The organism is Labrys okinawensis, from assembly GCF_047345005.1.
Classification (GTDB): domain Bacteria; phylum Pseudomonadota; class Alphaproteobacteria; order Rhizobiales; family Labraceae; genus Labrys; species Labrys okinawensis.
In genome coordinates this window covers 6,804,275-6,826,204 of sequence record NZ_CP178864.1, presented here as the reverse complement: position 1 = coordinate 6,826,204, position 21,930 = coordinate 6,804,275, and the positions used below count along the sequence as shown (strand labels likewise).

19 protein-coding genes, 1 tRNA gene and 1 pseudogene are annotated in these 21,930 nt (G+C 63.9%); 11 read left to right on the top strand and 10 right to left on the bottom strand.

Going from position 1 to position 21,930, the window contains the following annotated elements; genetic code table 11:
• Window positions 1-4: 4 nt before the first annotated feature.
• Window positions 5-307 (bottom strand): annotated as a pseudogene (locus ACMDCR_RS31685) (tyrosine-type recombinase/integrase); the annotation flags it as partial.
• Window positions 308-391: 84 nt separating this feature from the next.
• Here ACMDCR_RS31685 and tnpA point away from each other — a divergent pair.
• From tnpA to ACMDCR_RS31665, 4 genes are all read left to right on the top strand, one after another.
• On the top strand, window positions 392-787 hold the full coding sequence (tnpA, locus tag ACMDCR_RS31680; RefSeq protein ID WP_413989781.1) for an IS66-like element accessory protein TnpA: 396 nt from the start codon (window positions 392-394) through the stop codon (window positions 785-787).
• A gap of 50 nt (window positions 788-837) precedes the next feature.
• Window positions 838-1,131 (top strand): IS66 family insertion sequence element accessory protein TnpB, encoded by a 294-nt coding sequence (tnpB, locus tag ACMDCR_RS31675; RefSeq protein WP_413989782.1) that lies wholly within the window; start codon window positions 838-840, stop codon window positions 1,129-1,131.
• A gap of 71 nt (window positions 1,132-1,202) precedes the next feature.
• Window positions 1,203-2,856, top strand: a protein-coding gene (gene tnpC, locus ACMDCR_RS31670) for an IS66 family transposase (protein ID WP_413989783.1) whose coding sequence is annotated in 2 segments (ribosomal slippage) — window positions 1,203-1,931 and window positions 1,933-2,856 — 1,653 coding nt in all. Because the reading frame shifts where the segments join, the coding sequence is not laid out codon by codon here.
• On the top strand, window positions 2,808-3,107 hold the full coding sequence (locus ACMDCR_RS31665; RefSeq protein ID WP_413989784.1) for a hypothetical protein: 300 nt from the start codon (window positions 2,808-2,810) through the stop codon (window positions 3,105-3,107). The genes tnpC and ACMDCR_RS31665 overlap by 49 nt, the downstream gene beginning before the upstream one ends.
• A gap of 12 nt (window positions 3,108-3,119) precedes the next feature.
• On the opposite strand, the gene ACMDCR_RS31660 is transcribed toward ACMDCR_RS31665, so the two are convergent.
• The 3 genes from ACMDCR_RS31660 to ACMDCR_RS31650 form a co-directional block, all read right to left on the bottom strand.
• On the bottom strand, window positions 3,120-4,061 hold the full coding sequence (locus ACMDCR_RS31660; RefSeq protein ID WP_413990423.1) for a tyrosine-type recombinase/integrase: 942 nt from the start codon (window positions 4,059-4,061) through the stop codon (window positions 3,120-3,122).
• A 188-nt stretch (window positions 4,062-4,249) separates the two neighbouring features.
• Window positions 4,250-4,334, bottom strand: a tRNA-Leu gene (locus ACMDCR_RS31655).
• A gap of 56 nt (window positions 4,335-4,390) precedes the next feature.
• Window positions 4,391-4,768: a VOC family protein gene (locus ACMDCR_RS31650; protein WP_413990422.1), complete on the bottom strand. Its 378-nt coding sequence runs from the start codon at window positions 4,766-4,768 to the stop codon at window positions 4,391-4,393.
• Window positions 4,769-4,928: 160 nt separating this feature from the next.
• On the opposite strand from ACMDCR_RS31650, the gene ACMDCR_RS31645 reads away from it, so the two are divergent.
• Both ACMDCR_RS31645 and ACMDCR_RS31640 read left to right on the top strand, forming a co-directional pair.
• Window positions 4,929-6,827, top strand: a complete 1,899-nt coding sequence (locus ACMDCR_RS31645; RefSeq protein WP_413990421.1) for an extracellular solute-binding protein — start codon at window positions 4,929-4,931, stop codon at window positions 6,825-6,827.
• A 23-nt stretch (window positions 6,828-6,850) separates the two neighbouring features.
• Window positions 6,851-8,686, top strand: a complete 1,836-nt coding sequence (locus ACMDCR_RS31640) for an extracellular solute-binding protein (protein WP_413990420.1) — start codon at window positions 6,851-6,853, stop codon at window positions 8,684-8,686.
• 257 nt (window positions 8,687-8,943) lie between these two features.
• On the opposite strand, the gene rplS is transcribed toward ACMDCR_RS31640, so the two are convergent.
• From rplS to ffh, 6 genes are all read right to left on the bottom strand, one after another.
• The gene (gene rplS, locus ACMDCR_RS31635; RefSeq protein WP_413990419.1) at window positions 8,944-9,327 is read right to left on the bottom strand and encodes a 50S ribosomal protein L19; all 384 of its coding nucleotides are present in this window, start codon (window positions 9,325-9,327) and stop codon (window positions 8,944-8,946) included.
• An 85-nt stretch (window positions 9,328-9,412) separates the two neighbouring features.
• A complete protein-coding gene (gene trmD / locus ACMDCR_RS31630; RefSeq protein ID WP_413990418.1) occupies window positions 9,413-10,114 on the bottom strand; it encodes a tRNA (guanosine(37)-N1)-methyltransferase TrmD in 702 nt (233 codons plus the stop codon).
• A 106-nt stretch (window positions 10,115-10,220) separates the two neighbouring features.
• Entirely contained in the window at window positions 10,221-10,934 is a 714-nt protein-coding gene (locus ACMDCR_RS31625; RefSeq protein ID WP_413990417.1) for an HAD family hydrolase, read from the bottom strand.
• Entirely contained in the window at window positions 10,924-11,484 is a 561-nt protein-coding gene (gene rimM / locus ACMDCR_RS31620; RefSeq protein WP_413990416.1) for a ribosome maturation factor RimM, read from the bottom strand. Before rimM ends, ACMDCR_RS31625 begins: the two co-directional genes overlap by 11 nt.
• Before the next feature lie 128 nt (window positions 11,485-11,612).
• A complete protein-coding gene (gene rpsP / locus ACMDCR_RS31615) occupies window positions 11,613-11,978 on the bottom strand; it encodes a 30S ribosomal protein S16 (RefSeq protein ID WP_413990415.1) in 366 nt (121 codons plus the stop codon).
• Window positions 11,979-12,031: 53 nt separating this feature from the next.
• Complete coding sequence (gene ffh, locus ACMDCR_RS31610) at window positions 12,032-13,588, bottom strand: signal recognition particle protein (protein ID WP_413990414.1); 1,557 nt, start codon at window positions 13,586-13,588, stop codon at window positions 12,032-12,034.
• A gap of 417 nt (window positions 13,589-14,005) precedes the next feature.
• Here ffh and ACMDCR_RS31605 point away from each other — a divergent pair, with 417 nt between their 5' ends.
• The 5 genes from ACMDCR_RS31605 to ACMDCR_RS31585 all read left to right on the top strand — a co-directional run bounded on the left by ACMDCR_RS31605 (window position 14,006) and on the right by ACMDCR_RS31585 (window position 21,730).
• Window positions 14,006-14,893 (top strand): glutaminase, encoded by an 888-nt coding sequence (locus tag ACMDCR_RS31605; protein WP_413993777.1) that lies wholly within the window; start codon window positions 14,006-14,008, stop codon window positions 14,891-14,893.
• A 314-nt stretch (window positions 14,894-15,207) separates the two neighbouring features.
• Window positions 15,208-15,720 carry a DUF1993 domain-containing protein gene (locus ACMDCR_RS31600; protein ID WP_413990413.1) on the top strand — a complete coding sequence of 171 codons (513 nt, stop codon included), beginning with the start codon at window positions 15,208-15,210 and terminating at the stop codon, window positions 15,718-15,720.
• Between the two features lie 298 nt (window positions 15,721-16,018).
• On the top strand, window positions 16,019-16,966 hold the full coding sequence (locus tag ACMDCR_RS31595) for an IS110 family transposase (protein ID WP_413987661.1): 948 nt from the start codon (window positions 16,019-16,021) through the stop codon (window positions 16,964-16,966).
• Window positions 16,967-17,027: 61 nt separating this feature from the next.
• Window positions 17,028-18,281, top strand: coding sequence for a metallophosphoesterase (locus ACMDCR_RS31590; protein WP_413990412.1), 1,254 nt, complete (start codon window positions 17,028-17,030; stop codon window positions 18,279-18,281).
• On the top strand, window positions 18,278-21,730 hold the full coding sequence (locus tag ACMDCR_RS31585; RefSeq protein ID WP_413990411.1) for an AAA family ATPase: 3,453 nt from the start codon (window positions 18,278-18,280) through the stop codon (window positions 21,728-21,730). Before ACMDCR_RS31590 ends, ACMDCR_RS31585 begins: the two co-directional genes overlap by 4 nt.
• The last annotated feature ends 200 nt before the right edge of the window (window positions 21,731-21,930 follow it).

The window sequence follows — 21,930 nt, the reverse complement described above, 5'->3', positions numbered from 1 at the left end:
ATCTCTATCCTAGCTTCAGTGCCACCACCTTGCCGCCTTCGCGCAGCGCGTCGATGTAATCCGCCCACCACTGCATCATCTGCTTGCGCTCCTCCCAAAAGTCCGACCGCAAATAGGCGCGGCGAATTTCGTCGGCGCCAATGTGAGCGAGTGCCGCCTCAATAACGTCCGGACGCCATTTGCCATTTTCATTGAGTAGGGTAGAGGCAGTCGCTCGAAAGCCATGCGCCGTGGCTTCGTCCTTGCCATAGCCTAGCCGTCGCAAGGCCGCGTTGAGCGTGTTTTCACTGATCGGACGCGAGAGCGTAGTAGGCCTCCGGCGAGGGCCGCCTTGCATGGTGACGGCCTGAGGCGAAGCATGCGGCTTTAAGGCTAGCCTTAAGGTCGGTTGATGCGAGTTGAAGTTCTGGGCGGAATTGAGCGCCGCCGTCGCTGGTCTCGCGACGAGAAGATGCGGATCATTGAAGAGACGTTGGCGCCTGGCGCGGTGGTGGCAGAGATCGCGCGCAGACACGGCATTGCGACGAGTTTGGTGTTCACGTGGCGGCGACAGGCCCGTGTTGCGAGCAGCCCTTCGACAGCGGCACACCTTGTTCCAGTCCGGATCGTCCCAGCCGAGCTCGTGGCCGAGAAGGCACCCTCCATGGAACCGCCATTGGGGGCGCCCGTCAGGAAACGCCGCGGCCTGATCGAAATCAAACTCGGTGACGGCAAAAGTATCCGGGTTGATGAGAATGTCGACGCTGAGGCGTTGGGGCGGGTTCTTGATGTTCTGAGCCGACGATGATCCCGATCCCAAGCAATGTCAGGGTTTGGATCGCGACGGGCCACACGGACATGCGCCGCGGCATGCAAGGCCTGGCTCTGACGGTGCAGGAAAGCCTCAAACGTGATCCGCATGCGGGCGATCTCTACATCTTCCGGGGCCGTCGTGGCGATCTAGCCAAAATTTTGTGGCATGACGGCATCGGGCTGTCTCTTTACGCCAAGCGGCTGGATCGCGGAAAGTTCATCTGGCCCTCGGCATCGGCTGGGGCGGTGTCGATCTCGGCGGCGCAGATGGCCTATATGTTGGAAGGGATCGACTGGCGAAATCCCCAACTGACATGGCGGCCCGAGCGCGCGGGTTGAGGCAGAAAAATGCGAAGCGAGGACCATTTTGGGGCATCACAACGCGCCGAATTTGTGATTCACTTCCTGGCATGAATGCTGCCAGCGACGCCGTTCCCGACGACATCGCCGCCCTGAAAGAGGCGTTGAGGATCGAGCGCGCGCAGGCTTTGCAGATGGCGGCAGAGCTCGCGGTCGCGCGCGCGAAAGCGTCCGAGGATCTGGCGTTGATCGCCCAGCAGAAGCTGCGGATCGCCAAACTGGAGCGCCAGGTCTGCGGGCAGCGATCGGAACGCTCTTCTCGCCTGATTGATCAGCTGGTGCTTTCGTTCGAGGAGCTGGAAGCCAGCGCCACGGAAGATGAGCTTGCGGCCGAGAAAGCGGTTGCCAACACAACAGCTGTGAACGGATTTACGCGTAAGCGCCCTGAGCGCAATACGTTCCCCGATCACCTTCCCCGCGAGCGCGTGGTGATCGAGGCGCCGACAGCGTGCGAGTGCTGTGGCGGCCATCGCCTGCGCAAACTTGGCGAGGACGTGACCCGAACACTGGAATCGATCCCTCGGCAATGGAAGGTGATCGAGACCGTGCGGGAGAAGTTCAGCTGTCGCGACTGCGAGAAGATCACGCAAGCGCCGGCGCCGTTCCATGTCATTGCAAGGGGATGGGCGGGGCCCAGCCTCCTGGCCATGATGGTGTTCGAGAAGTTTGGTCAGCACCAGCCCCTGAACCGTCAAGCCGAGCGCTACGACCTGGAGGGCGTGCCGATCGCTCTGTCGACCATGGCCGACGCTGTCGGATCGGTCTGTACGGTGCTTGACCCCCCTCCGCCGACGGATCGAGGCGCATGTCATGGCCGCCGAGCGTCTCCATGGGGATGACACGACAGTGCCTGTACTGGCAGCAGGCAAGACCGACACAGGTCGATGCTGGGTCTATGTTCGGGATGACCGACCTTTTGGGGGCACGGGGCCGCCGGCGGCGCTGTTTTATTACTCGCGTGATCGCAAGGGCGAACATCCTCAGGCGCATCTGGCCGGATATACCGGCATCCTGCAAGCGGATGCCTTTGAGGGCTATAACAAGCTCTATCTGGCCGGTCGCAATCCCGGTCCTATCCGGGAGGCGGCATGTTGGGTGCATGCGCGGCGCCCGTTCTTTGCCATGGCCGATATCGAGGAGAATGCGCGTCGCAAGGCCGCGGGCAAGAAGGAGATCGTGTTGTCGCCGATTGCGATCGAGGTCGTGCGTCGCATCGATACCTTGTTCGAGATCGAGCGATCCATCAATGGCCAGAGCCCAGAAGAGCGCCTGGCGGTTCGACAGACCCTAAGCCGGCCCTTGGTCGAGGATCTCCATGTCTATATGCGCGAGCAGGCAGCCAGGCTGGCTCGCGGGCATGACCTGGCCAAGGCCTTCAACTATATCCTCAAGCGGTGGGCGAGCTTCACCCTGTTCCTCGAAGATGGGAGGGTTTGCCTGTCCAACAATGCCGCCGAACGAAGTCTGCGTGGTATTGCTCTTGGCAGAAAGTCGTGGCTGTTCTGCGGATCTGACCGCGGCGGGCAGCGTGCAGCGGCCATGTACAGCCTCATTGTCACGGCCAAGATGAACGGCGTCGATCCGCAGGCCTGGCTGGCTGACGTCCTCTCTCGCATCGCCGCCCATCCCGTTCACCGGCTGGACGAGTTGCTGCCATGGAACTGGACGTCTCCAGCATCAGCGATCCGCGCTCGAGCGGCCTGACCATGCACATCAATAAGGTCCATCACGTCACGACCATCGCTCGCGTCGCCCAGGACCTGGGTGAAGACGAGGACTGGCTGCACGACGTTGCCAATGAAATGGAAATCGAGGATGGCGTTATCTGGGTCTACGGTGTTGGCGAAGATGGCGTCATGGCGTTCACCGACTTTGGAATCGAGAATCTGATCGAGCTCATCAAGATGCACAAAGACGACCCGACACTACTCACACGATGGGACCGGACCGAGTAGCCAGCATGCGGCCTACGCCGGATGCCTACAGAGCGTACGCACACAGGGTAGGACAAGCTTGCCCTTGCTGGCAATCGCGCGAAGGTCCGTAAGGATAGCGATTGCCTGCCGGGGCAAAGGTATCCTGTGCGGCCGGCGCATCTTCATCCGGCTTGCCGGTATTTCCCATATTCCTGCCTCAAGGTCGAACTCCGCCCATTCGGACATGCGCAGTTCACCGGGGCGCGGGAAGAGATAGGCCATAAGTTTCAGGGCTGCATGCGTCGTGGGTTGCCCGTCGAAATCGTCCATTGAGCGAAGCAGTGCGCCAAAGGCCGTCGGTTTCAGGATGGCGGCGCGCGGGGTTACAGTGGGAGTTGTGAGCGCGCCTTTGAGTGCGACCGTCGGGTCATTTTCGCAAAGCGCCGTGGCAATGCCATAGCGAAACACCGCACCGATGGTGGAGCGCAGCCGGTGTGCGCTTTCGTAGGCTTCACGCCCCTCCACCTTGCGCAGGACCGCCAGCACCTTCGCCGAACTGATTTCGCCAATCCTGAGTTTTCCTAGATCGGATAGTGCGAGGCCAAGTAGCCATTCGATCTTGACCATTGTGGCGAGTGCGCGACCCTCGCGTTTTAGCTTGGCCACGTAGGCATCGGCAACGGCCTTGAAACTGTCAGCGGCGGCCTCCTGCGCGATTCTTGCCGCCTTGGCTTCCTGCTTGGCCTCGGAAGGATCAACGCCTTCAGCAACGAGCGCACGGGCATTGTCGCGCGCCTTGCGGGCGGCAATCAGGGTGAAAGCCGGATAGGCGCCAATCGACAAAAGTTTGCGCTTGCCGGCGAAACGGTAGTCCTGCCGCCAGAGCTTCGAACCATTCGGCATGATCCAGAGCTGCAGACCCTTTCCATCCGAGAGTTTGCGCACTGATTCTGAGGGCTTGGCATTGCGGCATTCAACGTCGGTCAAAGGCATGGCGAACCCATTTGGTGGTATCGAATACCACCACACTGTATCACCATCTCGCACCGATACCACCAGGCATACCACCATTCGAAGCGGCTGCGGGCGCACGAAAACGGACCGTTGCGAACAGATTTTTCACTTAAGTTATTGATTTTAGGATATTTCTGAACCTTGGCGAATTTCGCCGAACAGGTTGGTGGTGCCCCTAGCCGGAATCGAACCAGCACTCCTTGCGGAATCCGATTTTGAGTCGGACGCGTCTACCAGTTCCGCCATAGGGGCAACGCGGCGCGCACTATAGCGAGAGAGAGTCCGGCGTCAATCGGGGATTGCGCGTTTCAGCCGCTGGCGAGGCCATGGATGTTGCCGTCGGGATCCTTGAACCAGGCCTGCTGCAACGCGCCAGAATGGTGGATGTCGCCCTCCCGGGTGACGCCGGGCAAGTCGTAATGTTGGAAGGCGACGCCACGTTGCTTCAGCTCGGCGACCAGAACAGTCATGTCGTCATCAACCACCCAGGTCACGGCGGTGGCGTTGTTGGTGCCGCCATAGGTGGATTCATAAACCAGCACGATGGAGTTGCCGGCCTTGTAGGCGATCGCGCTGGGCTCGTGCATGAAGGCGATCTCCAGCCCCACCTTTTCCTCATAGAAGAGTCGTGCAGCGGGCAGGCTCCGCACCGGGAGTGTGGCAACGGCGATCTTGCTTCCCAGCATGGCGGGCCCTCCGAATCAGCAGCACGGGCAAAGCCCTGCCCGGACGGCAAGAATACTCTCCGATTGTTCAAAAAACTGCCTACATTTCCGCCGCAATGCCCCCTATCCTGAACTGGAATCGCCGTCCGGGCCGCGGGCGGCTGAAACCATCGGGATCTCTATGCGTCTTGTCCATCTCGCCGCCTTGTCCGCAGCTCTCACTTGGAGCAGCCTCGTCGTCCCGGCTCCCGTCGCTGCACAGGACAGTACCGCGGGCGCCCCGCCCTGGCGCATCGGCCTTTCGCTGCTCGGCGAGCCCAAAAACACCAAGCCCTTCGACCATTACGATTATGTCAATCCGGATGCGCCCAAGGGCGGCACGGTGCGGCTGGCGATCCCAGGTACGTTCGACAATTTCAACATCGCGCTGATGTCGATCTCGGGCGCGCAGGTGAAGGGCGTGATCGAGAGCGGTATTCTCAACGTCTACCAGACCCTGATGACGGATTCGCAGAACGAGCCATCCACCGAATACGGCGAGATCGCCGATGCCGTGCGCTATCCCGATGACCTCTCCTCCGTCACCTTCCGCATCAACCCCAAGGCGCGCTGGAACGATGGCCAGGCCATCACGCCCGAGGATGTGGTCTGGTCCTTCGACGTTCAGAAGGCCAACAATGTCCAGACGGCCGCGTATTACCATGACGTGGCCAAGGCCGAGGTGACGGCGCCCGACCAGGTGACCTTCACCTTCTCCACCAAGGGCAATCGCGAGCTGCCCCAGATCGTCGGCCAGCTTTTCATCCTGCCCAAGCACTGGTGGCTCGCCAACGGCCCTGGCGGCAAGCCGCGCAACATTGCCGAAACCACGCTGGAGCCGCCGCTCGGGTCCGGACCCTACAAGCTCAAGAGCTTCGAGGCGGGCCGCTCCGCCACCTACGAGCGCGTGAGGGATTGGTGGGGCGCCGATCTGCCCACCGCCAAGGGGCAGTATAATTTCGACGAGATGCGCTATGTCTACTACACCAATGTCCAGCAGCTGCCGGAGTTCTTCAAGAGCGATTCCTATGACTTCCGGCTGGAGAACGTCATCGCAAACTGGATGACGCAGTACGACATTCCGGCCGTGAAGGACGGGCGCATCGTCAAGCAGGATTTCCCTAGCAATACCAGCGGGCGCATGCAGGCCTTCGGCTTCAACATCAGGCGGCCGAAATTCCAGGACATAAGGGTTCGCCAGGCTTTCAACTTCGCCTTCGATTTCGAGGAGTTGAACCGCTCCACCTTCTTCGGGCAGTATAAGCGTATCGACTCCTATTTCGCCGGCCTCGATGAATTCTCCGCCTCCGGCCTGCCGCAGGGCCAGGATTTGGCAATCCTTGATACGATCAGGGACAAGGTCCGGCCAGAGGTGTTCACCACGCCCTACACCAATCCCGTCAACGGCACGGACGAAGCCCGCCGCACCAATCTGCACACGGCCCTCGGCCTGCTCAAGGACGCCGGTTGGGAGATCAGGGATCGCAAGCTGACCAATGTGAAGACGGGCGAAGTCATGACCGTCGAGATCCTGCTCGACGACGACACCTTCACCAAGATCGCTCTGCCCTATATCCAGAATCTCAAGCGCCTGGGCATCGATGCCAATGTGCGCGTGGTGGATGACTCGCAGTACACTCTGCGCGTCAACAACCGTGACTTCGACATGATCGTATTCGGTGCCGGCCAGTCGCAATCGCCCGGCAACGAGCAGCGCGACTTCTGGAGCTCGGCTGCGGCGGACAAGCCGACGTCGCGCAATTCCATCGGTATCAAGGATCCCGCCGTCGATGCCCTGATTGACCGCATCGTCTATGCCAAGGACCGGGCCGAGCTGGTGGCCGCCACCAAGGCGCTCAACCGGGTGCTGCTCTCCGGCGATTATGTGGTGCCTATGTGGTATTCGGGCGTCTGGCACACGTTGCGCTGGAACCGCTTCGGCCATCCCGACGTGCTGCCGACACAAAGCCCGACCGGTGGCTTCCCCACCGTGTGGTGGTACGACCAGGCTCTCGCCGCCAGGAAGGGGGCGCCGAAGTGAGGGGGATGTCGCAGGCGGAGGCCATGACCCACCCGACCCGTCGCACCGTCCTCAAGGCGGGTTTCCTCGGCGCGGCCGCCGCCCTGCTGCCGGCTGGCGTGCGGGGGGAAGAGGTCGAGAGCCATGGTCTCTCGCTGTTCGGCGACCTCAAATATGGGCCGGATTTCAAGGCCTTCGACTATGTCCGCCCCGATGCTCCCAAGGGTGGCGCCTTCTCCCAGCAGGTGGTGCAGACCATCTACAACCAGAACCTGTTCACCTTCGACAATCTCAACATCTATATCCTGAGGGGGGCGGGAGCGTCTGGCATCGACATGTGCTTTGCCACGCTCTTCGCGCGTGCCTGGGACGAGATGGATGCGATGTATGCCTATGCCGCAGAGACCGTAAAGGTGTCGGCAGACCGGCTGACCTATCGCTTCCGCCTCAGGCCCGGCCTCACCTTCCATGACGGCACACCGCTCACGGCCGAGGACTGCGCCTGGTCCTTCACCCGGCTGAAGGAGGACGGCCATCCCTATATCACCGAGCCGCTGGCTTTCATGAAGGAGGCGGTGGCCGAAGCGGCGGATCTCGTGCGCGTCACCCTGACGCCGGAGCGCGGGCGCACCGCACCGCTCACCGTCGCCGGCCTGCCTATTTTTTCCAAGGCCTGGTGGACGGGCAGGGATTTCACCAAGACGACGCTGGAGCCGATCCTCGGGAGCGGCCCCTACAAGATCGGCAGGGTCCAGGCCGGCCAGAGCATCAGCTTCGAGCGCGTTAGGGATTGGTGGGGCGAGAAGCTGCCAACCCAGGTCGGCAGCAATAATTTCGACACCCAGACCTATGTCTATTATCAGGACAGGGCCGCTTCCTTCATCGCCTTCTCCACGAAGAACTTCCTCTTCCGCGAGGAATATACCTCGCTCAACTGGGCGACGGGCTACGATATCCCGCCGGTCAGGGACGGGCGCATCAAGCGCGAAACGGTACCCGACCATACCGCCTCCGGTGGGCAGGGCTGGCTTTTCAACACGCGACGCCCGCAGCTTGCCGACCCCCGGGTGCGCCAGGCCATCGGCATGGCCTTCGACTTCGAGTGGACCAACAAGCATGTGATGTACTCGCTCTACCAGCGCGCGACATCGATCTTCGAGAATTCGTCCTACAAGGCCACGGGCAAGCCCTCGCCGCAGGAACTAGCCATGCTCGAACCCTATCGCGGCAAGGTGCCCGAGGCAGTATTCGGCGAGGCGATCGTGCCGCCGGTGTCCGACGGTTCGGGCTTCGACCGCAATCTTCTGCGCGCCGCAGGCAAGATGCTGGCGGAGGCCGGCTGGACCGTCGACAATCGCGTTCTCAAGAATGCCAAGGGCGAGGTGTTCGCCATCGAGTTCCTGGAGGACGACGACGGGCTCTACAAGCATACGGCGCCTTTCATCCAGAACCTGCAGCGCCTCGGGATCCAGGCCACCTTCCGCGTGGTCGATCCCTCGCAGATGCAGATCCGCACCGACAATTTCGACTTCGACGTGATCACCCAGCGTGTCTCCTACAATTCCACGCCGGCCGACGACATGCGCGGCTATTACGCCAGCATCAACGCCAATCGGAAAGGCACGCTCAACCGCAGCGGCGTCGCCGATCCCGTGCTCGACGCGCTGATGGACCGAATGGGCAATGCTGATAGCCGCGAGGAGTTGATCACGGCCTGCCGCTGCTTCGATCGCGTGCTGCGGGCGGGCTATTACTGGGTACCGATGTGGTACCGCACCGAACGCTGGCTCGCCTATTGGGACGAGTTCGAACACGGCAACCCCGGCGTGATCTATGAACTCGGGGCGATGGATCTGTGGTGGGCCAAGCCGAAGATGTGATGCAACGCGAGGAGTTGCGGCCTGTCCGCGAGCGGCAGCTTGCACGCGGCAATGTCATCGAGGAAGGGCCGAACCGAGGCTGGCCGCAGAGGCGACGAGCGGCGTCACATCCCTGGGATCGCAGGCTTCCAGCCTGCTGTTCCTTTTCCGCAAGCGCAGCATTTCCAAGAGCAGGCAGGGATGCCTGCGATCCCAGGAAACAGAAACGCCGGCCTGTTTCCAGACCGGCGTCGAAAACTCTTGGATCGTCGTCGAGCTTACTTCTTGCCCTCGGGCTTCTTGTTGTCGACACGCTCGGCGATGCGGGCCGACTTGCCACGGCGATCGCGCAGGTAATAGAGCTTGGCACGGCGGACCTTGCCGCGGCGCACGAGCTTGATGGAATCGATCATCGGCGAGTAGAGCGGGAACACGCGCTCGACACCTTCGCCATAGGAGATCTTGCGGACGGTGAAGCTTTCCTGCAGGCCACCGCCATCGCGGGCAATGCAGACGCCTTCATAGGCCTGAACGCGGGAGCGTTCGCCTTCGACGACCTTGACGTTCACGATAACCGTGTCGCCCGGCTGGAATTCCGGAATGTCCTTGCCGGCCGACAGGCGGGCAACTTCTTCCTGCTCGATAGTCTGAATCAGGTTCATGATCGATCTCCGCGCGCACCCGAAGGGCGCATCTTGCTCTTGCTTTATGTGGAGGCGAGCCAATACGCCAAATCGGAGGCTGAGTCTATTTAATTCGGGGAGGCTTCTGCACGAAGTTTGACCACAGGTCCGGTCGCCTCTCTTTCGTCAGTGCCTCCGACTGCGCCCGGCGCCAGGCGGCAATGTTCTTGTGATGACCGGAGCGCAGGATCTCCGGGATCTCGCGATCCTCGAAATTGAGGGGGCGGGTGTAATGCGGGTATTCGAGAAGGCCGTTCTCGAAGCTCTCCTCGTCCCCTGAGGTCTGGCCACCCATCACGCCGGGCAGAAGGCGCACGCAGGCGTCAACAAGAACCATGGCGCCGAGTTCTCCGCCCGAGAGCACGTAATCGCCGATCGAAACCTCATGGAGGTTGCGCGCTTCGATCACCCGCTGGTCGACGCCCTCGAAGCGGCCGCAGATGATCACGGCACCTTCACCGCCGGCCAGCGCGCGAACATGAGCCTGGGTGAGCGGGGTGCCGCGCGGCGACATCAGGAGACGGGGGCGGCCATCGTCGGGCAGGGCGTCGATGGCCTGGGCCAGCACATCGGCGCGGATGACCATGCCCGGGCCGCCACCGGCCGGCGTATCGTCGACGGCGCGGTGCCGGCCCTGGCCGAAATCGCGGATATTGCGCGTCTCCAGCGCCCAGGTGCCGGCGGCCAGCGCTTCGCCAGACAGCGAAACGCCGAGCGGGCCGGGGAACATCTCAGGATAGAGGGTGAGGATCGATGCGCGCCACATGGGGAATTCCGCGAAGAAAAAGAGCGCGACGCGAGCCTCCCCCAGCTTCGTGGGGGAGGCTGCCCGCGCCCTCTCGATAGGTATCGGCTTGGCCGACGGTGGCTTTCTACAGCCTCAGCAGTCCCTTCAGCCGTTCATCCGTGAAGTCCTGGATCGAGAACACCACATTCGGCGCCTGCAGGGCGGCGGCATCGAGCATGGTGGTCACACCCACGGCGCGCATGCCGGCGTTGGCGGCGGCCTCGATGCCAAGCGGGGCGTCCTCGAACACCACGCATTGCGCGGGCGGGAGGCCCATCGCCTTGGCGGCGGCGAGAAAGAGGTCGGGATGGGGCTTGCCGCGATAGCCCATCGAAGGCGAGACCACGGTGACGAAATGGCGGCGCAGGTCGAGGCCATCGAGCACCAACGCGGCGTTCTCCGGTGGCGCGGCGGTGGCCACCGACATCTTCTGCCCATGAGCTTCGCAGGCGGCGATCACCGGCATCAGGCCGGGCAGCGGCGCCATCTGCCCGCGATAGATCTCGCGGTAGATTGCTTCCTTCTCGAGGCCGAGCGTATCGAGCTCCAGCTCCGTGGCATCGGGCTTGGCCCACTTCACCACTTCCCGATTGGCGCGCCCGGCCGTCTCCTGGAAGAAGGTGTTGCGATCGAAGGGAAGCTGGTGTCGCTGATACCAGGTTTCCCAGGCATCGTTGTGGACACGCATGTTGTCGACGAGGGTGCCATCCATGTCGAAGATCAGGCCGGCGACGGGGTTGGCTGAAAGAGCGCCGAAATCGCCTGCAAGGCTGCCTTGAAACACGTGATCAGCGTTCATCTTTTCCATCCCTCTCGTCCTCCTCCCCTGTTTCCTGCGGAAGCACGACGAGAATATGTCCAGCCTTGATGTCGACCGTCGGCACCACGGCCCTGGTGAAGGGCAGCAGCAACGTTTTTGTATCCTTGGGCTCGTCACCCTGCGGGGTTATCTCGACGATATCGCCGGCACCGAAATCGAACATGCCGGTGACGGTGCCGATCAGCGCGCCGTTCTCGTCGCGGGCGGCGAGGCCGATGAGGTCGGCGTGGAAGAATTCGTCCTCGTCCTCGGGGGTACCCAAGGCTTCGCGTTCGGTGAAGAGCTGGAGATTGACGAGCTGTTCGGCTGCCGTGCGGTCGTTCACGCCCTCGATCCGTGCCACCAGCATGTCCTTCTGCTGGCGCAGGCTGGTGATGTGAATCTTGCGGCCGGTCTTGGTGAGGAGGGGCCCATAATTGGCGATTGCCAGCGGCTCTTCCGTGTAGGATTTCAGCCGCACCTCACCCTTGAGGCCATGGGCCGCCCCGAACACGCCGAGAAGGACGAGATTTTGCGAGGCAGTGGACATGACTCTCCTGGGAGCGCGGGTGTCCCTACGACACTCAATAGAGTGCCGGACGACCCGCTCTTGGAACCGATTCGCTCTAGGATAGCGGAAGAGCGGACGAGGACGTCCGCGCTCCCAGGTTTTGATCCTTACGCAGCCGCTTCGGCGGCGGCAGCTTCGGCCTTCTTTGCCTTCTCGGCGGCGCGGTCCTGCGCCTTCTTGCCGGGAACGGCCTTGGCCGGGTTGTTGCGAGCCTGGCGGGTCAGCAGGCCGGCATCGGCGAAGTGGCGCAGCACGCGGTCGGTCGGCTGGGCGCCCTTGGCGATCCAGGCCTTGGCGGACTCCAGATCGACGGTCCAGCGCGGCTGGCCGGAATCCTTGGCGATCATCGGATCATAGGTGCCGAGCTTCTCGATGAAGCGGCCGTCGCGGGGAGAGCGCGAATCGGTGACCACGACCGCGTAGAACGGGCGCTTCTTGGCGCCGCGGCGGGCGAGGCGGATCTTGAGGGACATGGGATACTCCGTTTGTCAGTTTGTTTGTTGTCGAGGTGAAAAGGTTCGGGCAGCTATTTCTTCTTGCCGCCGAAGGGGAAGCCGGGCGGCAGGCCGCCCGGCAGTTTGGGGCCGCCGAGGCCGGGCAGCTTGGGGCCACCGGCACCGAAATTCGGCAACTGCGGCGGCAGGTTGGGCATGGGAGGCATGCCAGAAGGCATTCCTGGCGGCATCTGACCCTTGGAGAGAGCCTCCATGGCGCCCGGGGGCATCGCCGGCATGCCGCCGCCGAGTCCGAACATCGAGGCCATCTTGCCGAGCGCGCCTTTCTTGGCGCCGCCCATTTTCTTCATCATATCCGCCATCTGCAGATGCATCTTGAGGAGGCGGTTGATCTGTTCGGGCGAGGTGCCGGAGCCGGCGGCGATGCGGCGCTTGCGCGAGGCTTTGAGGATCTCAGGCTTGCGGCGCTCTTCCGGCGTCATCGAGTCGATGATGGCGCGCTGGCGCTTGAACACCTTCTCGTCGATATTGGCACTGGCGAGCTGCTCCTTCATCTTGCCCATGCCCGGCAGCATGCCGAGCACGCCGGACATGCCGCCGATCTTCTCCATCTGGATGAGCTGATCGCGCAGGTCTTCCAGGTCGAAGTGCCCTTTCTGCATCTTGGCCGCGATCTTGGCGGCTTTCTCGGCGTCGATGGTTTCGGCGGCCTTCTCGACCAGCGAGACGATGTCGCCCATGCCGAGAATGCGGTTGGCGATGCGGGCGGGATGGAAATCGTCGAGCGCATCGACCTTTTCACCCGTGCCGACCAGCTTGATCGGCTTGCCGGTGACGGCGCGCATCGAAAGGGCCGCACCGCCGCGGCCATCGCCGTCGAGGCGGGTCAGCACGATGCCGGTGATGCCGAGGCGGCTGTCGAAGGCGCGGGCGGTGTTGACCGCATCCTGGCCGGTGAGGGCATCGGCCACCAGCAGCACTTCATGCGGATCGGTGACGGCCTTGACCTCGGCGGCCTCTGCCATCAGCGCCTCGTCGACCGTGGTGCGGCCGGCGGTGTCGAGCATCACCACGTCATAGCCGCCGAAACGGCCGGCATCCATGGCGCGCTTGGCGATCTGCACGGCGCTCTGGCCGGCGACGATGGGCAGTACGGAGACCCCGACCTGCTGGCCGAGCACCGCGAGCTGCTCCATGGCGGCCGGGCGGCGCGTATCGAGGGAGGCCAGCAGCACTTTCTTGCCAAGCCTGTCGGTGAGGCGCTTGGCGATCTTGGCGGTGGTGGTGGTCTTGCCCGACCCCTGCAGGCCGACCATCAGGATCGGCACCGGCGGCACGGCCTGCAGGTCGATGGCCTGGCCCTCGCCGCCGAGCGTTTCGATCAGCACGTCGCTGACGATCTTGACGACCATCTGGCCGGGGGTGACCGACTTCAGCACGTCCGAACCGACAGCACGCGCGCGCACCTTGTCGGTGAAGGAGCGCACCACGTCGAGCGCTACGTCCGCCTCGATCAGCGCACGGCGGATCTCGCGCATCGCCTCGCCTACGTCGCTCTCGCTGAGAGCGCCGCGGCGTGTGAGCTTGTCAAGCACGTCGGAAAGACGCGCGGAGAGGCCATCGAACATTCACATATCCCTTTGTGGCTACGACGCTGATATCGGAGCCGCTCCTGGCAGCGACAAGGCACACAACGCAAAACACGCCCGTGGGCGCATCGCGCTGACGGGCGTTGGCCTCCATCCTCCAGGAATGGTCGGCGGGTCGGGTGCCTTACCGATGTAAGAACGGCCGGGGAATAGGGGAAAAGGGCGCGAGAGTCAATTGCTGGGAGCGCGGACGTCCCGTCCGCTCTTCGTCAATCATAAAGTGATTCGTTTCCAAGAGCGGACGGGACGTCCGCGCTCCCAGGAAAGCCCTGGACATAGGCCCACGCCCCGCCTAAGCAGCCCGCCCTGGCAGCCCTCCTGCAGGTTAGCCCTACCACCACCCGAGACCTCGCCTTGCCCCAGCTTGACCAAGTCGTGAAGGAAATCGCCGAGGAGATGGCCGCGCGTCCCGACCGCGGTGATGTTGCCACCTATATTCCCGAGCTTGCGCGCGCCGATCCGAAGCATTTCGGCATTGCCGTCATCGATGCCGAGGGCAATGCCCATGTCGGCGGCGATGGCGACATGCCGTTCTCGATCCAGTCCATCTCGAAGGTCTTCACGCTGACCCTGGCGCTCGGCAAGGCCGGCGATCGTCTCTGGCGGCGGGTCGGCCGAGAGCCTTCCGGCAGCCCCTTCAACTCGATCGTCCAGCTCGAGAACGAGCGCGGCATCCCGCGCAACCCCTTCATCAATGCCGGCGCCATCGCCGTCACAGATCTCATCCTCTCCGGCCACCAGCCGCGCGAGGCGCTGGGCGAGATCCTGCGTTTCATGCAGTTCCTCGCTGACGATCCCGCCATCATCATCGACGAGGCGGTGGCGGCCTCCGAGCAGCGCACGGGCTACCGCAACAATGCTCTGGCCAACTACATGAAGGCCTTCGGGGTGCTCGACAACCCGGTCGAATACACGCTCGGCGTCTATTTCCACCATTGCGCCATCGCCATGTCCTGCCGGCAGCTCGCCATGGCGGGGCGGTTCCTTGCCCAGTATGGCCGCAACCCCACCACCGGTCATCGGGTGGTGCAGCCCGAGCGCGCCCGGCGCATCAACGCCCTCATGCTGATGTGCGGCCATTATGACGGCTCGGGCGAGTTCGCCTATCGCGTCGGCCTGCCCGGCAAGAGCGGCGTCGGCGGAGGCATCCTGGCCATCGCCCCCGGCAGGGCGTCGATTGCGGCATGGTCCCCGGGGCTCGACGCCTCCGGCAATTCGCATCTGGGGCGGATCGCGCTGGAAATCCTGACGCAAAGAATGGGCTGGTCGATCTTCGGGGGGTAGCTGGGATCGCGGACGTCCTTGTACGCTCTTGAAACGATAATGATGCAAAGGGTTCTCGGGTCATCAAACCTACGTCTGCCTCTATGGATTCTTCCCTTTTCGTCGTTTTGCGTTATCGAATGGCGTTGATCTTGCAGGATCGGACCACTCCGGCATGCGATCCCCAGCAAAAGCCTTGCCGCGGGGTCCATACGATTGCCGTGGTTTAGTGAAAGAGAGAGCCGGTAAAGCTTACCATATTACCTCCCTTGCAATCACAATCGTGCAATCGAAAGATGTTGTGTAAATAAATCAGACAAATATCGAGAGGAAATATGCCCCTGTCCTTTTATCAAGCCTCGGCCCAGGTGTTCGTTCACGCTTTGGGAAACCTTTCAGCCATCCTCGAAAAGGGCGCTCTTTACGCGGAATCCCGGAAGATAGACCCGGTGGTGATGTGCGGTTTGCGGTTGACGGCCGACATGCTGCCGCTCTCGCGCCAGGTTTCGACGGCCTGCGACTCGGCCAAGCTTGCGGTGTCCAGGCTTTCAGGTGTCGAGGCACCCAAGCATGCCGATGAGGAGAAGGATTTCGTCGAGCTGCAGTCGCGCATCGCCAAGACGCTCGACTATATCCGCTCGGTGCCGGAGGCTTCGGTCGAGGCGGCGGCCGGGCGCAAGGTCAGCCTGAAGCTCGGCGGCGAGCCGCGCGAGTTCGAGCCGGAGGCCTATCTCACCCTCTTTGCCCTACCGAATTTCTACTTCCACGTGACCACCACCTACGCGATCCTGCGCGCCAACGGGGTGGAGCTGAGCAAGCGGGATTATCTCGGGGCGATATTGGGATGAGTGGGCTCTACATCCTCGGATCGCAGTCATCCCTGCCTGCTTTTCCTCTCCAGGACATTGCTCCGGATGGGGATAAGAGCAGGCAGGGATGCCTGCGATTGTCTATTTCAATCCCATCGTGCAAGCCTAGCTTTTGGATGCCTCCAGCTCGGTGGCCGCCGAGCTGGAGGCGGGAGGGGACGGGTCGTGCCTGCGATAATCGAAGGACTGACTTAGGAGTCTGACCACCCCTCTCTTTTCCATGAGGCCTGAACGGATACCGGCATTGCTCCGGAGACAAGCAGAGGACTTGGAAAAGATGACGAGCAGCCTAGCACACAATGTCGGCACCGACATCGGCAAGGATCATTTGGATGTGGCTGTCCACCCGGCAGGCCTCATCAAGCGCTTTGCCAACACCCAGGCGGGCCATCGCGCCCTGCTTGCCTGGCTTTCTTCCTGGACTGTCGAGCGTGTGGTGTTCGAAGCAACGGGGGCCTATCATCGCGCCTTCGAACGCGCGCTCAACCAGGCCGGCCTGCCGGCCGTCAAGCTCAACCCGCGCCAGGCCCGACGCTTTGCCGAAGGTATTGGCAGGCTGGCCAAGACCGATCGCATCGATGCCATGACCCTGGCCCGCTATGGCCAGGCCGTCCAGCCCGAGCCGACCCTCATCGTCAGCCAGGCCCTTGAGGAGATGAAGCAATTGGCCGCGGCGCGGGACGCCCTGATGAAGATCAAAGTGGCAACCCAGACCCGCCAGCAAACCGCCGAACTCCCCCTGATCAAGCGCCAACTCGCCAAGACACTGGCTCTGACCCAAGCGCAGATAAACGCCATCGACGAGGAGATCGCCAGGCGGGCCGACAAGGATCCCGCCTTCAAGCGCAGAGCCGAAATCCTCGATTCCATCCCCGCCGTGGCACCCATCACAGCTCACGCCATGCTCATCCACATGCCTGAACTGGGCACCCTGTCTCCCCCTCAAGCCGCAAGCCTGGCCGGCCTCGCCCCTGTCCCACGCGACAGCGGCAGCAAAAATGGCAAGCGCTTCATTCGCGGGGGAAGAGCCCTTCTGCGACGAGCCCTCTATATGCCCATGGTCGCCGCTATCCGATGGAACCCCGACCTCGCCGCTAAATACCAGGCCATGGTCGCCGCCGGAAAACCCAAAAAAATCGCCATCGTCGCCATCATGCGCAAGCTCATCATCCTCGCTAACGCCCTCTTGCGAGATAATCGGATTTGGACGCCTAAAGCTGCTTGACCGAATACGGATACTCCCGGGATGCCTTTCCTCCGGCCGCTCCACGCCCTAAAAGCCTCCCATGCGCTTTCGCTTCGTCCACGCCGCCGATCTTCATCTCGACAGTCCGATGCAGGGGCTTACCGCGCGCCAGCCGCATCTGGCGGCACTGTTCGGTGAGGCGGCACGCGGGGCCTTTGTCGCGCTCATCGACGAGGTGCTGGCGCGCGAGGCCTCCTTCCTGATCATTTCCGGCGATGTCTATGACGGCGATTGGCGCGACTATCACACCGGGCTGTTCTTCGCCGGACAGCTGGCGCGGCTGTCGCGGGCGGGTATTCCCACCTTCCTGATCCAGGGCAACCATGACGCCGAGAGCCAAATCTCGCGCAAGGTGACGCTGCCCCCGCTCGTCCATCTCTTCGGCACCAGAAAGGCCGAGACGCTGGAACTCGCCGATCTCAAGGTCGCGCTGCACGGCCGCAGTTTCGCCGATCGCTCCGTGAGCGACAATATCGTGCGCGCCTATCCTGCCGCCCGCGAAGGCTGGTTCAATATCGGCCTCCTGCACACCTCGCTCGACGGGCGCGCCGGCCATGCCTCCTATGCGCCCTGCACGCTGGCTGATCTCCGGGCCAAATATTACGATTACTGGGCGCTCGGTCATATCCACGCGGCCGAGACGGTTTCCAGGGACCCCTATGTGGTCTTTCCCGGCAATCTCCAGGGTCGCCATGTGCGCGAGGCCGGCGCCAAGGGCGCGATGCTGGTGGAGGTCGACAATGGCACCGTGGTCTCGGCCACGCCGCTGGTGCTCGACAAGGCCCGCTGGGCGCATGCCCGGATGGATGTTGGCGGCGCCACGGATCTTCCCGAGGTGCTGGCGCTCGTCGAGTCGGCGCTGCGCATGGAACTCGCTGCAGCCGAGGAGCGGCCGCTCGCCCTGCGCCTGACCCTGCAGGGCGAGACGCAGGCCCATGACGCTCTCGCGGCCGACAGCCAGCATCTGCAGGCCGAGGTCCAGGCCGCGGCAGACCGTGTGAGCGACCGCCTCTATATCGAGCGCGTCGAACTCGCGACTTTACCGCCGCGCGTGGCAGGAGGCGGCGAAGCCGTCGGTTTCGCCGATCCGCAGGAGTTGCTGGCTGGCCTTGAGGGAGAAGTCGAATTCAGCCAGCACCTCAATGCCCTCATCGAGGAGATCCTGGCGAGGCTTCCGGATGAGATTCGTCAGGTTGTGATCGGGGACGGGGAAGAGACTGTGGCGGCGCTGGTCACGGAAGCCCGGTCGGTCGCGCTGGCGCGCCTGCGGCATGGTGGCGGGGACGCGGTATGAAGCTCACCCGTCTCGAACTTACCCGCTACGGTCCCTTCACAGACGCAGGGCTGGACTTCCGCCCGGAAGCGGCGCTGCACATCGTCTATGGCCCCAACGAGGCCGGTAAGAGCTCTGCGCTCTCCGCCATCACCGACCTGCTCTACGGCTTCGAGCCGCGCAGCCCGGCCAATTTCCGTCATCGCTACGAGGATCTGAAGATCGGCGCGCAAGTGCTGCGGGCCGATGGCACCACTCTCGCCTTCTGGCGTCGCAAGCGTCTGCGCAATTCGCTGAGCGACGGCGCCGACGCACCGCTCGATGACGGGCTGCTCGACGGCGCCCTCAGTGGCGTCTCGCGCGAGGTCTTTCTCGCGGCCTTCGGCCTCGACCAGGCCGGGCTGCGAGAGGGCGCGCGGCAGATGCTGGCGGCCCAGGGCGAAGTCGGTGAAAGCCTGTTCGCCGCCGCCTCGGGCTTGAAGACCCTGCTTTCCGTCCGTACCGGGCTTGAGGCGGAAGCCGATGGGCTCTTCGGCAGCCGCAAATCGAACAAGCGGGCCTTCTATGAAGCCCAGGAGCGCTACGACCAGGCGCGCCGCGCCTTGCGCGAACAGTCTCTGCGGGCCGACGACGTACGCTCGCTGGAAGAGCAGATCGCCGCCCAGGAAGCGCAAGCTCTTGCATTGACGGGACAATTGCGCGAGGCCGGCATCAGGCGCGCGCGCATCGATCGTGTGCGACGTATCGCACCGCTGCTCATCCGCATCGATCAGGGCGAGCAGGCGCTTGCCGCACTCAAGACCTTGCCGGATGTGCCCGACATCGTGGCGGGCGAGATCGAGGCAGCCCTTGTCCGGGCCGAGACCGGCCGGGAAGCCCTGACGCGTCTCGCCCGTGAGAGTGACGAGGCCGGGCAGGCCCTTGCCTCGATCCGCGTCGAGGAGGATTTCCTGGTCGAGGGCGAGAGAATCGCCGCGCTGAACGAGGAGCGCGCCGCGCTCGCCAAGGCCCTGCAGGACTTGCCGCGTCGGGAATTGGAGGCGCGCGACCTTACCCGCGACCTCGACGAGCTCGCCCGGCGCCTGGGCCAGCCCGACCGGGCGGCGCTGGCGGATCTCAGGCCCGACGATCTCGCATTGGAGCGCATCCGCGTGGTAGCCGAGCGGCGACGCAAGGCGGGGGAGGCCGCTGCCGAAAACCAGCGTGCAGCCGTCAGGGCCGTCGAGGCGATCGAGGCCCTGCAGCGCAAGGCGGCCGGCGTCGGCAACAGTGCCGATCCCCAGCCTTTGCGCCAGCGTCTGAAAGCCATGCAGCCGTCTCTGGCCGAGGCCGCGACCATTGGCGAGCAGGAGGCCGAGCTTGAGCGACGCCGTGGGTTGTTCGCGGACCGGCTTGCGCGGCTCTCCCCTGCCGTACCGGAAGAGACCAGGCTCTGGTCCCGGCAAGAGCCCAGTGAGGAAATGCTGGCCGAGGTGGAGCGCCGCTTCGCGGGGCTCGACGCTAAGGCGCGCCAATATGAGGCCGAAGCCGGCCGTCTGAAGGGGGTCATCGACGAAATCGATACGGCGCTGGAGGCAGCCGCGGGCGGGGATGGCCTGATCGATAGCGGGCAACTTGCAGGAGAGCGCGCGGAACGTGATGCTCTGTTCGAGGCGATCGCCGCCGAGCCCTCCGCCGCGGCGATCAAGGCGTATCGCAAGATCGTGGCGCAGGTCGATGCGCTGGCCGACAGGCGCCTGGCCCAGGCTGAGCGCCTCGCACGCCGCGATGTGATGCTGCGCACGCGCGAGAAGGAAACGGCGGCGCTGGCAACGCTGCAGGATCATATCGTGGCGCTGGCGAAAGATCGCGAGGCCGCCGATCGAACCTGGCAGGCCTTGTTCACTCCGCTCGGCTGCGAGGCTGCCGCGCCCGCCGTGATGCGCCGCTTCCTTTCCGAGCTGGCCCGCCTGCGCGAGGAGCGCCAGGCACAGCGTGATCTCGAAATGCGCATCGACCAGGCCAGGCAGCGCCTCGCCGCGGAGCGTCCCGCCCTGGAAGCGCTCGCTACCGAGGCCGGTTTGGCCGGCGCGGCGGCGCAGAGCCTGCCGAGCCTGATCCGCCTGATCGAAGACCGCCTTGGCGCCCTTGAGCAGGGTGCGCGCGAGGCCCGCTCCGTGACCGATCAGCTCGCCACGGCCCGGGCCGAGCTCGCGCGGGCCGGCAAGGCACGGGAAGAGGCCGAGACGGTGCTCGCCGGCATGGAAGCGGAATGGTCGGCGGCGCTGGGCGCTCTCGGCCTGCCTGCTGATGCGAGTCCGCAGGAAGCGGCCAAGGCGGGCGAATTGTGGGTCGCGGTGCAGGGCAAGCTCGCCCAGCTCGACAACATCGAGCACCGCATCGCCAGTATCCGCGACGACCAGGCCGGCTTCGCAGAGCGTGCCGCCGGCCTGGCGGGCCGGTTGACGCCTGACGAAGTGGCCGAACCCGCCGAGATCGCCGTCGGCCTGGCCGCCGGTCTCGCGCGAGCGCGAGAGGCTGCGACCAGGCGTCGCGCCGCACAGGAAGCGCTGGAGCGTCGCAAGGCGGCGCTTGCCGAGGCCGCGGTGGCAAAGGGCGGCCATGACGAGGCCATTGCCACCTTGGCGTCGCGGACCGGCTGCGAGCCGGCGGGCCTTGCCGCGCTGGCCGCCGATCTGGTGGCGCGAAACGCCCTGCGCCAGGACCTCGCCAAGGCGCGGGCCGAGCTGACGGCGCAAAGCGACGGGCTGGACGAGGCCACCTTGCGGGCGGAAGCCGCCGAGATCGGCGCCGATGAAGCGGCTGGCGAGGCCGAAGCGGTGCAGGTCGAGCTTGCCGCCCTGATGGAGGCGGACAAGCAGGCTGCCCTGGCACTTGGAGATCTGCGCCGCAAGCGCGAGGCCATCGAACGCGAGGCCGGCGCCGCCGGCGCTGCCCAGGCTCTCGAGGACGCCCGCAGCGATCTTGAACGCATCACGCGTGACTATCTCGTGCTGAAGACGGCCTCGCTCCTGATCGAGGTCGGGCTGGAGCGCCAGCTCAAATCCGAGCAGGGGCCGCTGATCGCCCGGGCCGGCGCCCTATTCTCGACCATGACGAGCAATGGCTTCGCCGGCATCGCCACGCTTTATGACGACGAGGACCGCCTGCGTCTTGCCGCGCGGCGTATCGATGGTGCCACCACGCCCATCGAGGGCCTGAGCGAAGGCACGCGCGACCAGCTTTATCTAGCGCTGCGCCTGGCCAATCTCGAGGGCATGGCCGCCCGGCGCGAGGTGCCGCCTTTCGTCGGTGACGATTTGGTGATCACCTTCGACGAGGATCGTGTCGCCGCCGCGCTGCAGGTGCTTGCGGTGCCGGGTTCCTCGCTGCAGAAGATCCTGTTCACCCACCACCGTCATGTCGTCGATATCGCGCAGGAAAGGCTCGGCGATGCCGTCGATGTCGTGAACTTCACCAGTCCGGGCTAGCCGCAATCCTGGATTGTAATATTTGGCCCTCTTGGCTTTCAGGGCGGTTGCAGGTAGGAAAGCGCCGTCTAGAACGGCCATGAGCCGATCCTGTCTGTCGTGTTCATAGTCCATTCAGGTCCTAGGCTTTAGAGTGCACCCTATCAATTCAAGGGCACAGAGTGCTGCCGAGCGGCCGCGCTTCCCTAAACACCCCTTGT